Below are 11,231 nucleotides of genomic sequence, written 5' to 3'. Positions count from 1 at the left end.
CGGCCCGTGCCCCTGCGCATGGACCGATATTTCGGCACCATCGTGTAAGATCAGAGAATGAGTGACGCGCGGGGAGACGGCTTCTGGGCCGCGCGGCGCGTGCTCGTGACCGGCGGCGCCGGATTCTTCGGCTCCTTCATCGTGGAGCGCTTGAAGGCGAACCGCACGGGGGAGGTGGTGGTCCCGCGCAGCCGGGACTATGACCTGATCGACGGCGCTGCCGTCCGGCGCCTGTATGCCGACGCGCGACCGCACCTCGTCATCCATCTTGCCGCGACGGTGGGCGGCATCGGCGCCAATCAGCGGCATCCGGGCCAGTTCTTCTACAAGAACCTCATGATGGGCGCGCAGATGATGGAGGAGGGGCGGCGCCACGGCGTCGAGAAGTTCGTGGCGGTGGGGACCGTCTGCTCCTATCCCAAGCTCACGCCGGTGCCCTTCAACGAAGACGATCTGTGGAAGGGCTATCCCGAGGAGACCAATGCCCCCTACGGCATCGCCAAGAAGATGCTGATCGTCCAGTCGCAGGCCTACGCGGAGGAGTACGGCTTCAACGCCATCAACCTGCTCCCCACCAATCTCTACGGTCCCCGGGACAATTTCGATCTCGAGACCTCGCACGTCATCCCCGCCCTCATCCGCAAGTGCCTCGAGGCCAAGCGGGCACAATCCCCTACGGTCACGTGCTGGGGCACGGGGAAGCCGTCGCGCGATTTCCTCTACGTGGAGGACGCGGCCGAGGCCGTGCTGCTGGCCGCCGAGCGCCATGCCGGCAGCGCGCCGGTCAATCTCGGCTCGGGCTCGGAGATTTCCATGCGGGACCTCGCCGAGCTCGTCCGCAAGGCCACCGGCTATGCCGGTGACCTCGTGTGGGATGCGCGCCGCCCGGACGGTCAGCCTCGCCGCTGTCTCGACACGAGCCGCGCCGAGCGGGCCTTCGGCTTCCGCGCCCGGACCCCGTTCGAGGTCGGCCTCGCGCGCACCGTCGAGTGGTACGTCGCGGCGGGGAGATCGCAAGAGCGGTGACGGGCGTCGTGCCCTCCGACCATGCCGAGCGCTGAGCCCCTCGCCCCCGAGCGGTGGGTCCGGGCGATCCGAAGCGAGCGGCCGCCCGCCGACCTGGACGAGTACCTGCCGGCCTTCGAGGCATTCTTCGATCACCATGCCGCCGAGGTCGAGGCCTGGCGAAAGCGAAACTCGGGCTATCACCGTACCGTGGCCTCGATCGCGCGCTTCTACATTCCCCGCGGGGCTCGGGTGCTCGAGGTCGGCTGCGGAACCGGCGACCTCCTCGCCGCGCTCGAGCCCAGCGTGGGCGTGGGCGTCGATCTTTCGGGCGAGATGATCCGGCGGGCCGCGGCCCGTCACCCGCGGCTGTCCTTCCACTGGATGCCGGCCGAGCGGCTCTCGCTGCCCGGCCAGACGTTCGACTACATCATCCTGTCGGACCTCCTCGGCTACCTCTACGACATCCGGGCCGTGCTGGAGCGCATGGCCCCGCTCTGCCATCCGAGGACGCGGATCGTCGTCAACTGGTATAGCCGGCTCTGGCAGCCCGTGATCAATCTGCTCGTCCGGCTCGGCCTCAAGGCGCCGCTGCCCTACCTCAACTGGACGACCGTGGAGGACGTCCAGAACCTCCTGCGCCTGACGGGCTTCGAGACGGTGCGGGTGCGTGGCCATATCCTGCTGCCCCTGGCCCTCGGGCCGTTGAGCCGGCTCGCGAACCGATTCCTCGCGCACCTGCCCGTCCTGCGCCAGCTCGTGTGGACGAACTGGGTGGTGGCGCGGCCGTCGCCGCGAGGCTTCGCTCAGGCCCCGCGCGTCACCGTCGTCTGTCCGTGCCGCAACGAGAAGGGGAATATCGAGCAGGTGGTCCGACGCCTCCCTCGGCTCGGCGCGGAGACGGAGCTCATCTTCGTCGAGGGCCATTCGAGCGACGGCACCCTCGAGGAGTGCCGCCGCATGGTCACCAGCTATCCCGAGCGGGACATCAAGGTCCTCGCGCAGAGCGGCAAGGGCAAAGGCGACGCGGTCCGGCTGGGCTTCGCCCACGCCGCCGGCGACATGCTGATGATCCTCGATGCCGATCTCTCCGTCGCCCCCGAGGACCTGCCGCAGTTCTACGAGGCCATGGTCTCGGGGGCGGGGGAGTTCGCCATGGGCTCGCGCCTCGTCTATGGCATGGACCCGCAGGCCATGCGCTTCCTCAACCTCCTCGGCAATCGCTTCTTCGGATTGCTCCTTTCCCGGCTCATCGGCCAGCCGATCAAGGACACCCTGTGCGGCACCAAGCTCATCTGGCGCGACGACTACGCCCGGCTCGCGGCCGGCCGGGCGCATTTCGGCGACTTCGATCCGTTCGGCGATTTCGATCTGATCTTCGGCGCGGCCAAGCTCAACCTCCGCATCGTGGAGATTCCCGTCCGCTATCGCGAGCGCTCCTACGGGACGACCAATATCACCCGCTTTGCCGACGGGTGGCTCCTCCTCCGGATGTCCGCCAAGGCCGCGAATCGTCTCTTCTTCGCGGCATGACCGAGGCGGAGGTCCTGGCGCGGCACCGGGCCGTGTGGGAGGCGCGTCCCGAGCTCCGGCAGGTCTACCGCGAATGGTTCGGCCGGCTCCTCGGCGCCGTCGAGGGGCTGGATCCCGTGATCGAGGTGGGCGCGGGGCCGGGATTCTTGAAGGAGTTCGCGCCACGTCTGGTCGCCACGGATGTCGTGGCAGGGCTCCGCGTGGACGTCCGCTGCGATGCCGATGTCCTGCCCTTCCGATCGGCCAGCGTGGGAGGCCTCGTCCTCGTGGACACCCTCCATCACCTTCTTCGCCCCCTCGATTTTCTCGCCGAGGCCGCTCGCGTGCTGAGGCCGCGCGGACGGCTGGCCATGATAGAGCCATGGATCACGCCGCCGTCTTGGATCCTGTACCGCTATTTCCACCACGAGGAGTGTCGCCTCGGCGTGGACCTGGCCCGACCCTTCGGCGCGGACGACAAGGCGGCCCTCGAGGGCAACGCGGCCATTCCCTATCTGGCCCTCGCGCGCGTCCGCCAGGGGAGGCTGCCCCTTCGCCTGCTGAGGGCCGAGCCCTTCATCGGCCTGCCGTACCTCGCCACCTTCGGCTTCAAGGTCGAGCGCCCGCTGCCCCGTGCTCTCCAGCATTTCGCCCGTCTGGGCGAAGCTGCTCTCGACCCTCTGCGCCGCTGGCTCGCCACGCGGGTACTCGTCATCCTGGAGAAGCCGGCGTAGGCATACGGCACTGGTGCTGGGCCAAGTCGCGAGCCAGACGAGGCCCGAAGGAGGCAGCACCCCGAGGCGTACGTGGGTGTACGTTGAGGGGTGCTGCCGACTGAGAACGAAGTATGGCGAAGCGAATTGGCCCAGCACCCGGGTGTTGTTATCCTGCCTGGGATGACCGAGCCCTTCTACCGCCTCGAGGACCTGGGCGACCGACGCGTGCTCACCGTGGCCGGGCGGGAGTATCCGACGGTCTACAGCGCGCGCGTGGTCCGCATGCTCGTGGAGCGCAAGGGCGCCCTGCGCGCTCCGCCGTATTTCTCCTACAAGGAGACGCGCGGACGTCACTTCCTGGGCCCGCTCTTCGCGTATCTGCGCGCGCGCGGCTGTCGCGATCTCTCGGTGCTCGAGGTCGGCTGCTCCTTCGGTCATATCACGGAGTATCTGGCCGAGCAGCCCGAGGTGCGGGAGATCTCGACTTTCGATACGGACCCCTCCTTCGTGGCCATGGTCCGGGCCAAGGTCGAGGAGCTCGGGCTCGCCCGCGTGGCGGAGGTGCGCCTCCTCTCCAATGACGAGACGCGCCGGCTTCCGTACCCGGACGCGCGCTTCGACCTCGTCCTCGTGGTGGGCGTCATCGAGCATCTGCCCACGCGCGGCCGCCGCGAGATCGTGACGGAGTACTACCGCGTGCTCGCCCCCGGTGGTCACATCGCCATCCTCGATACGCCGAACCGGCTCTTTCCGCTCGAGACGCATTCCATCGGCCTGCCCCTCGTGCAGTGGCTCCCCGCGCCGCTGGCCTACGCCTATGCGCGGCTGGGCCGTCCCCGGCGCTTCCACGGCGTCAGCTACGGACAGTTCGTCGCGGACGGCACGGGCTGGCGCAACGCCACCCTCGCCGCGTGCGTGCCGTCCGCCTGTCGCCGGGGACTGGAGGACGTGACCGAGGAAGCCGGGTATGGCTGGCGTTTCTTCCGCGACACCGCGCGCTCGCGAACCCGGAAGCTGTTGCTGCCGAGCTTCGCCCTCGTGTGCCGCGCGCTCCGCCACCTCCATCTGCCCCTCTCCCTGGCCCTGCCCTATCTGAACCTCGTCTTTCGCAAGCGGTGACCGACGTGCGGAGCGGTCCATGGAGATTTCTCCTGTACCTGGTGCTTTCGCATCCCGTGAAGATGAGACTTCTCTCGCCGGAGCTCGTCGGCCGCCTCGACCGCGTCAACCTGGCCGTCAACGTGGCGATGTATTCCGGCACGGGGGCCAGCGGCTATGAGCAGACCCATCGCTACGCCGAGGCCGAGCACAACGAGTATCCGGCCAAGCCTCTCGTCGAGGACATCTGGCCCGGCCACGGGTATGGACGCGCCCTCGAGCTCGGCGCGGGAACAGGCTACTTCACCCGTATCATCGCCCGCCGGGCCCAGTCGGTCGTCGCCGTCGAGCCGGTGCCCGACATGCAGCGTGCGCTTCTCGCGGGGTGCCAGTCCGAGGGGTTACGAAACGTGGAGATCCTGGGGACGGCGGCCACCGAGCTTGGTCGTCACGTGCCCGAGGCCTCCGTCGACACCGCGCTCGTCGTCCAGAGCCTCCACCATCTGCATCGTCGCCCCGAGGTCTTCGAGGCGCTGGCCCGCGTCGTCCGCCCCGGCGGGCGGCTCCTCGTCGTGGAGCCGCACCACAACGTGAGGCGCGTGGCCCGCCTCGTCAGGAAGTGGATCAAGTACTACCGGGCGCGGGCATTCTGGTCCAACGACATGAACTGGGCCACTCATGACTTCCTCACGCGCCGCGAGATCATCGGTCTCTGCCGGCGGGCGGGCTTCGAGCCTCGCCGAGTCTCCGGCTACTGGATCCTGGGGCTGAGCCGGCTCGTGCGCGATCCGGCGGCACGCTTTCGTCTCGAGCAGACCCTCGGGCGTATTCCGCTCATCCGTCACTTCGCCGGGGTCCTGGCCATCGAGGCGCAGCGCAGCCCTCAGGCCCCGCGGTGACCCTTCCCGCGGTCTCCGTGCTCATGGGCGTCCACAACGGCGCGCCCTGGGTCCGGGAGGCCGTGCTGAGCGTGCTGACCCAGACGGCCGCCGACCTCGAGCTCATCGTGATCGACGATGCCTCCGACGACGCCACTCCCGATCTCCTCGCCGAGGTTCGCGACGCGCGTCTGCGGGTCGAGCGCCCGCCCCGCCATGAAGGACTGACGCGCTCGCTCAACCGCGCCCTCGGGCTCGCGCGGGCGCCCCTGGTGGCTCGCCTCGACGCCGACGACCTCGCCTTGCCGGAGCGATTCGCGCGCCAGCGCATGGTCCTCGATGCCCAGCCGGCCATCGGGCTCCTCGGCACCGGCGCCCAGGAGGTGGACGCCTCGGGCTTCGCGGTGGCCGTCCTGCGACCCCCGGCCGATGATGCCGGCATCCGGCGCGCGCTCATCCGCGGCAATCCCTTCGTGCATTCCTCCGTGATGGCGCGCCGGTCGGTCGTGGAGCGGGCGGGCGGATACGATCCGAGATTCCTCGTGGCGCAGGACTACGATCTCTGGATGCGCGTCAGCCGGCTGTCCCGGCTGGCCAACGTGCCCGAGCCGCTGGTGATCCGGCGTCTCCTTCCCGGCCGGATCTCGGAAAGCCGCGAGGACGAGCGGCTGCGGGCGGAAGCCCGCATCCGCTGGCGGGCGGTGAGGCGCGGCGACTATCCCGCGTGGTGCGCCGTTCACGCGCTCCGGCCCACCCTGGCCCTCGCCCTGCCGCGATTCGTCAGGCAGCTGCTTCGGCGGAGCATGGGTGGCTGAGCCGCTGCGTGTGCTCGAGCTTCTCGTCTCGACCGAGCCCGGGGGCGGGCCCGCTCATGTGCTCGAGCTCCTGTCCCGACTCCCGCGTGATGAGTTCGATATCAGGGTGGCGGGCCCGGGCGGAGCCTTGGCCGGGCGGCTCCGTTCCGCGGCCGGCGGCTTCACAGAGATCCGGGCGGACCGATTGTCGCCCGGCGCGCTCAGGGCGGTGCGCCGGCTTCTGATCGAGGGCGGGATCGAGCTCGTTCATTCCCATGGCAAGGGCGCCGGTCTCTATGGACGGCTGGCGGCGCGCCGAGCGGGGATCCCGAGCCTCCACACCTTCCACGGCATTCACTACGCCGGATATCCCGTCGGTCTGCGCGGACTCTACCTCGCCCTCGAGCGGCGGCTCGCCACGATGAGCGCGGCCGTGATCCATGTCTCCGAGAGCCAGGGGAGGGAGGCGGAGGCGCTCGGGCTCGCGCCGCCCGGCCGGACGCACGTGATCGTCAATGGCGTGGATGTGGCGCGCCTCAGGGCCAGCGCGGAGCCGCGGGTGGCCGCGCGGGCCGCCCTCGGCCTCGCCTATGACGAGCTCGGCATCGGGACCATCGCACGACTCGATCCGATCAAGGCCCTCGATATCCTCCTCGACGCCTTTGCCCGCGTGGCCCACGCACGGCCGCGCGCGCGCCTGATCGTGATGGGCGACGGGCCCGAGGCGGGTCGCCTCCGCGCGCGGGCCCGATGGCTGGGACTGGAATCACGGGTGCGCTTCGCCGGGTCCATCGCCGATGCCGCGCGTCTGCTCGGCGGGCTCGACCTCTACGTCTCGGCCTCGCGCCGCGAGGGGCTGTCGCTGGCCGTGCTCGAAGCCATGAGTATGGGGCTGCCCGTGGTCGCCACGCGCGTGGCCGGCCACGTCGACGCCGTGATCGATGGCGTCACCGGCCTGCTCGTGGCGGCCGATCAGCCCATTGCCCTCGCGGATGCCGTGGAGCGCCTGCTCGGCGAGCCCGCGGCCACGCGGCGGAGCATGGGTGACGCGGGACGGCGGCGGGTGGAGGATCAGTTCGGCGTCGAGCGCATGGTCGCGGAGACGGCCGACCTCTATCGCGCCGTCGCCCGTTTTCCAGAGCGGAAGTCCTCGACCTCTGGCGTATAATTGCCGGGAATCGCGCGAGGAAATCTTTCCGGGGAGCGTCAGCGAATGCGAGTGCTCATCACCGGCATCACCGGCTTCGTGGGTAGCCACATGGCCGAGTATGCCTTGGCCAAGGGCGCCGAGGTCTTCGGCTCCAACCGCTGGCGGAGCAAGACGGAGAACATCGATCACCTGCGGTCGAAGGTGAGCTTCATCGAGTCCGACCTCCGGGACCTGTCGTCGGTGCGCGCGCTGCTCGAGACCTCGCAGCCCGACTACGTCATTCACCTGGCCGCCCAGAGCTTCGTGGGTGTCTCGTGGCATGCCCCGGCCGAGACGCTCACCACCAATATCCTCGCCCAGATCAACGTGCTCGAGGCCATCCGCGGCCTCAAGATGTCGCCGCGATTCCTGGCCGTGGGGTCGAGCGAGGAGTACGGGCTCGTCTACGACGAGGAGCTGCCCATCCGGGAGACCAATCCCCTGCGGCCGCTCTCGCCCTACGCGGTGAGCAAGGTGACGCAGGACATGATGGCCTTCCAGTATTTCAAGAGCTACGGACTGCCCATCATCCGGACCCGCGCCTTCAACCACGAAGGACCGCGTCGAGGCGACGTCTTCGTCACCTCGAACTTCGCCCGGCAGGTGGCCGAGATCGAGGCCGGCCTCCGGGAGCCCACCGTCTACGTGGGAGATCTGACGCCGCGCCGCGACTACTCGGACGTGCGCGACATCGTCCGTGGCTACTGGCTGCTCCTCGAGCGCGGGGAGCCCGGGGAAGTCTACAATCTCTGCTCGGGGAAGTCGTGGCCCATCCAGCAGGTGCTCGACTTCCTGCTCGGCCTCTCCACGGTGAAGGGGATCACGGTCAAGACGGATCCCGCCCGGTTGCGCCCCTCCGACGTCATGATTCTCGAGGGCAGTCCGGCCAAGATCCACAAGGCGACGGGATGGAAGGTGGAGATTCCCTTCGAGCGCACCCTGACCGAGCTCCTCGACTTCTGGCGGCAGCGGATCCGCGCCTCCGCCCGCTGAGCGCCCTCGGAGGCCTCATCAGGCTCCCATCCGCTTCGGGCAGGTTCGAGAAAGTCGCCCTGGTGCACGACTGGCTGACCGGCATGCGCGGCGGCGAGCGCTGCCTCGAGGTCTTCTGCGAGCTCTTTCCCGAGGCGGATCTCTTCACGCTCCTGCACGTGCCGGGCTCGGTGTCGGAGACGATCGAGCGCCGGCGAGTCACCACCTCGTTCATCCAGCGTCTTCCCGGAGCGGCGGCGGGCTACCGGAACTACCTGCCCCTCTTTCCCGCGGCGGTCGGCCGCTTCGACCTCCGGGGCTACGACCTCGTGCTCTCGTCCAGCCACGCGGTGGCCAAGGGCGTGCGGGTGCCGTCCGGCGCGCTTCACGTCTGCTACTGCTTCACGCCGATGCGCTATGTCTGGGACCTCTATGGAGAGTACTTCGGGCCGCGCGCCGGCCCGCTCGCGCGGGCCGTGATGCCGCCGCTCGCCGCCTGGCTCCGCCGCTGGGACCGCCGGACCGCGGGGGGCGTGCATCACTTCATCGCGATCTCGCGCTTCGTGGCGGATCGGATCCGCCGCGCCTATGGCCGGCCGGCCGACGTCATCTATCCTCCGGTGGACGTGGCCCGCTTCCGCGTCGAGGAGGGGCCGGGCGAGTTCTATCTCGTCGTCTCGGCCCTCACGCCGTACAAGCGGGTCGACCTCGCGGTGGCCGCGGCCAGCAAGCTCGGGCGGCGGCTCGTCGTGGTGGGCACGGGGCCCGAGGAGGCGCGCCTGCGCGCCCAGGCGGGCCCCACGGTGGAGCTCCTGGGCTGGCGCGACGACGCCGAGATCGCCGAGCTCTACGCCCGTTGCCGGGCTCTCCTCTTCCCCACGCTCGAGGATTTCGGCATCACGCCGCTCGAGGCTATGGCCTCGGGGCGGCCCGTCATCGCGCTGGGGCAGGGAGGCGCGCTGGAGACCGTGGTGGGAGCCGGAGGCGGGGAGCCCGCCACGGGAGTCTTCTTCGAGCGTCAGAGCGTCGATGACCTGATGGACGCCATCCGGCGCTTCGAGTCCGGACCCCTGCGCTTCGAGCCGAAGGCCCTCCGGCGTCGCGCCGAGGCCTTCGACCGGCCCGTGTTCAAGGAGCGTGTCGAGCAGTACCTGGCCGCCCGCCACGCGGAGCGCGCGCGATGCTGAAGGCGCACTCGCGAGTCCTCGAGCAGCTCATGCTGGTGGGCGACCTCCTGCTCGTGGCCGCCTGCTGGCTCGTCGCGTACGTTATCCGCTTCCACGTCGCGGGCCCGCCCTCGCGACACGGCACCCCGCCCATCGAACCCTATCTCTTGATGCTGCTGCCCATCCTGATCGTCTGGGGCATCGCCTTCCGGGCCTTCGATCTGTACCGGCCGCGGCGCATCGGCTCACGGCTGTCCGAGGTCACGGACATCGCCAAGGCCTCGAGCCTGGGCGCCCTCGTCCTCGTCAGCGTCATGACGTTCTTCTTCCGCGAGTACGACTACTCGCGCGTGGTCATCGTGTACTTCTGGGTGCTGTCCATCGCCTCCGTGTCCTTTGCCCGCTACGTCTTCCGCGAGGTGCTCCGCTTCGCGCGGCGTCATGGCTACAACCAGCGCTATGCCGTGGTGGTGGGCGGCGGAGAGCTGGCGGCCGGCGTGGTCCAGCGACTCCACGCGCGCCCGGATATCGGCATCCGATTGCTCGGCCTGGTGGGCGACGCCAAGGAACCGGCGGGCAGCGTTCCCTCCCTGGGCGGATTCGCCGATCTGCGCGCCGTGCTCGACGCCCACTCGGTCGATCACGTCATCCTGGCCCTCGCGCACGAGGACTATGGCCGGCTCGGCGGGCTCCTCGAAGCCATCGGCGACGAGCCCGTGACTATCCACGTGGTGCCGGATCTCGGCCGGTTCACCTCGCTGCGCGGCGGGGTGGAGGAGTTCGAGGGTCTGCCCTTCGTCCACCTGCGGGACTCGCCGCTCCATGGCTGGAACCAGGTGGCCAAGCGCGTCTTCGACGTGGCGTTCTCCGCCTCCATCGTGATCGCCCTGTCGCCCCTCCTCCTCTTGATCGCCGTCGCGGTCAAGAGCAGCTCCCGCGGGCCCGTCCTCTTCGGACAGGAGCGCATGGGACTCGACGGCCAACGGTTCCGCATGCTCAAGTTCCGCACCATGCGGCTCGACGCGGAGGCCGAGACGGGACCCGTGTGGGCGCCGCGCGACGATCCGCGGCGCACGTCCATCGGCACCTTCCTCCGCCGCTTCAGCCTCGACGAGATGCCCCAGTTCATCAATGTCCTGCGCGGCGAGATGAGCGTGGTGGGCCCGCGCCCGGAGCGGCCGGTATTCGTCGAGCGCTTCCGGCAGTCCGTGCCGGGCTACATGCTCCGCCACAAGGTCAAGTCCGGCGTCACCGGATGGGCGCAGGTCCACGGGCTGCGTGGCCACACCTCGCTCGAGAAGCGGATCGAGCACGACCTCGAGTACATCGAGCGCTGGTCCCTCTGGCTCGACCTCAAGATCATCGGGCTCACGGTGGTGCGGGTGCTCTTCGACCGGAACGCATATTGACGTCCGCCACCGTCCGTCAAATTCTCCTCGGCGCTTTCGTCGTCGGGCTCGGCTTCTCGATCACGCTGTCGGAGAGCGCCCTCGCCCTCCTGACCCTGCTCTGGCTGTGGCGGCTGCGCGACCCTGAGGTCCGCCGCGCTCAGGTCTGGCCGCTCTGGACGCCTGTGCTGGCCTTCTCGGTGGTGAGCATGATCTCCGCCCTCGCCTCCGGACATGCCGTCCAAGGTCTGCTCGCCTCCAAGGGATTGCTCCTGGCCTCGACGCTCTTCGTCACGGCCGACGCGCTGCCGGGGAGCCATGCCGCCGACCGGTTCCTGTCGGCGTTGGCCGTGGTGTCGGCGGGGGCGGCCTTCCTGGGCCTCGTCCAGGTCGGGCTCTGTCCGGGACCCGAGCCCACCGACTGGTGGCCGCGCTTCATCTATCATCACTGCGAGCGGGCCCGTGGCCTCTTCAGCATCTACATGACGCTCGCGGGCATCCTGACCATCGTGG

At 69.5% G+C, this 11,231-nt stretch carries 11 protein-coding genes; all 11 read left to right on the top strand.

Annotated elements, in window-relative coordinates:
• Positions 1–57: 57 nt before the first annotated feature.
• On the top strand, positions 58–1,026 hold the full coding sequence (locus tag VGT00_04545; GenBank protein HEV8530667.1) for a GDP-L-fucose synthase: 969 nt from the start codon (positions 58–60) through the stop codon (positions 1,024–1,026).
• Between the two features lie 21 nt (positions 1,027–1,047).
• Positions 1,048–2,538 carry a glycosyltransferase gene (locus VGT00_04540; protein ID HEV8530666.1) on the top strand — a complete coding sequence of 497 codons (1,491 nt, stop codon included), beginning with the start codon at positions 1,048–1,050 and terminating at the stop codon, positions 2,536–2,538.
• Positions 2,535–3,251 (top strand): class I SAM-dependent methyltransferase, encoded by a 717-nt coding sequence (locus VGT00_04535; GenBank protein ID HEV8530665.1) that lies wholly within the window; start codon positions 2,535–2,537, stop codon positions 3,249–3,251. The genes VGT00_04540 and VGT00_04535 overlap by 4 nt, the downstream gene beginning before the upstream one ends.
• A gap of 162 nt (positions 3,252–3,413) precedes the next feature.
• On the top strand, positions 3,414–4,352 hold the full coding sequence (locus VGT00_04530) for a class I SAM-dependent methyltransferase (GenBank protein ID HEV8530664.1): 939 nt from the start codon (positions 3,414–3,416) through the stop codon (positions 4,350–4,352).
• Positions 4,353–4,414: 62 nt separating this feature from the next.
• A complete protein-coding gene (locus VGT00_04525) occupies positions 4,415–5,230 on the top strand; it encodes a class I SAM-dependent methyltransferase (protein ID HEV8530663.1) in 816 nt (271 codons plus the stop codon).
• Positions 5,227–6,024: a glycosyltransferase gene (locus VGT00_04520; GenBank protein ID HEV8530662.1), complete on the top strand. Its 798-nt coding sequence runs from the start codon at positions 5,227–5,229 to the stop codon at positions 6,022–6,024. Before VGT00_04525 ends, VGT00_04520 begins: the two co-directional genes overlap by 4 nt.
• On the top strand, positions 6,017–7,171 hold the full coding sequence (locus VGT00_04515; GenBank protein HEV8530661.1) for a glycosyltransferase: 1,155 nt from the start codon (positions 6,017–6,019) through the stop codon (positions 7,169–7,171). Before VGT00_04520 ends, VGT00_04515 begins: the two co-directional genes overlap by 8 nt.
• A 45-nt stretch (positions 7,172–7,216) precedes the next feature.
• Positions 7,217–8,185 carry a GDP-mannose 4,6-dehydratase gene (locus VGT00_04510; protein ID HEV8530660.1) on the top strand — a complete coding sequence of 323 codons (969 nt, stop codon included), beginning with the start codon at positions 7,217–7,219 and terminating at the stop codon, positions 8,183–8,185.
• A gap of 62 nt (positions 8,186–8,247) precedes the next feature.
• Positions 8,248–9,351, top strand: a complete 1,104-nt coding sequence (locus VGT00_04505; protein ID HEV8530659.1) for a glycosyltransferase — start codon at positions 8,248–8,250, stop codon at positions 9,349–9,351.
• On the top strand, positions 9,345–10,739 hold the full coding sequence (locus VGT00_04500) for an undecaprenyl-phosphate glucose phosphotransferase (protein HEV8530658.1): 1,395 nt from the start codon (positions 9,345–9,347) through the stop codon (positions 10,737–10,739). Before VGT00_04505 ends, VGT00_04500 begins: the two co-directional genes overlap by 7 nt.
• Positions 10,736–11,231: hypothetical protein (locus VGT00_04495; protein HEV8530657.1), on the top strand; the 496-nt coding region annotated here is incomplete at its 3' end. The genes VGT00_04500 and VGT00_04495, both read left to right, overlap by 4 nt.

The organism is Candidatus Methylomirabilota bacterium (genome assembly GCA_036002485.1).
GTDB lineage: Bacteria > Methylomirabilota > Methylomirabilia > Rokubacteriales > CSP1-6 > AR37.
This window is presented reverse-complemented; position numbering and strand designations above follow the sequence as displayed.